Source organism: Streptomyces sp. NPDC059909, assembly GCF_042730885.1.
In the GTDB taxonomy this organism is placed as follows: Bacteria; Actinomycetota; Actinomycetes; order Streptomycetales; family Streptomycetaceae; genus Streptomyces.
In genome coordinates, this window is the sequence record NZ_JBHWKX010000252.1 from 285 (window position 1) to 1169 (window position 885).

Annotated in this window: 1 protein-coding gene; it reads left to right on the forward strand. The window is 70.8% G+C overall.

The window, feature by feature from the left end:
• Nucleotides 1-885 (forward strand): IucA/IucC family protein (locus tag ACFV9O_RS40625; protein WP_385428161.1); only part of this gene is annotated, 885 nt, incomplete at both ends.

Genomic DNA, 885 nt, shown 5'->3' on the forward strand with positions numbered 1-885 from the left:
GTCCCGCTCTTCGCCCCGGCCGTCGCCGACCGGCGCATCGTGCCACTGGCCCCCGACCCGGACGAGCGGCTGCCCCAGCAGTCCATCCGCACCTTCCTCAACCTGAGCCGACCCCGGCGCCACACCGTCAAACTCCCGCTCACCATCCTCAACACCCTCGTCTGGCGCGGCCTGCCGACCGAACGCACCCTCGCCGCCCCGGCCGTCACCGACTGGGTGCGGGGCCTGCGCGACAACGACCCGTACCTGCGCGACGAGTGCCGCGTCATCCTCCTGGGCGAGGTCGCCTCGGTCACCGTCGGCCAGTACAAGGAGTTGCTCGGCGCGATCTGGCGGGAACCGCTCAGCCACCATCTGGACGCCGGGGAACGCGCCCGCACACTGGCCTCACTGATCCACACCGGCCGCGACGGCCGGGCCTTCACCGCCGAACTCGTCGCCCGGTCCGGCCTCGACCCCCGTGACTGGCTCCGCCACCTCTTCGCCGCGCTGCTGCCGCCCCTGGTCCACTTCCTCCACCAGTACGGCACGGTCTTCTCCCCGCACGGTGAGAACGCCATCGTCGTCTTCGACGAGCACGACATCCCCACCCGGCTCGCCGTCAAGGACTTCGTCGACGACGTCAACATCAGCTCCGAACCGCTGCCCGAGCACGCGGACATGCCCGACGAGGTGCGTGCCGTCCTGCTCACGGAGAGCCCGGGCTTCCTGCCCCAGTTCATCCACTCGGGCCTCTTCATCGGCGTCTTCCGCTACCTCGCGCCGCTCTGCGCCACGCAGCTGGGCGTCCCGGAGGCCGACTTCTGGCAACTGGCGCGCGCCGAGATCGTCCGCCACCAGACCCGCTTCCCCCACCTCAAGGAGCGCTGCGAGCTCTTCGACCTC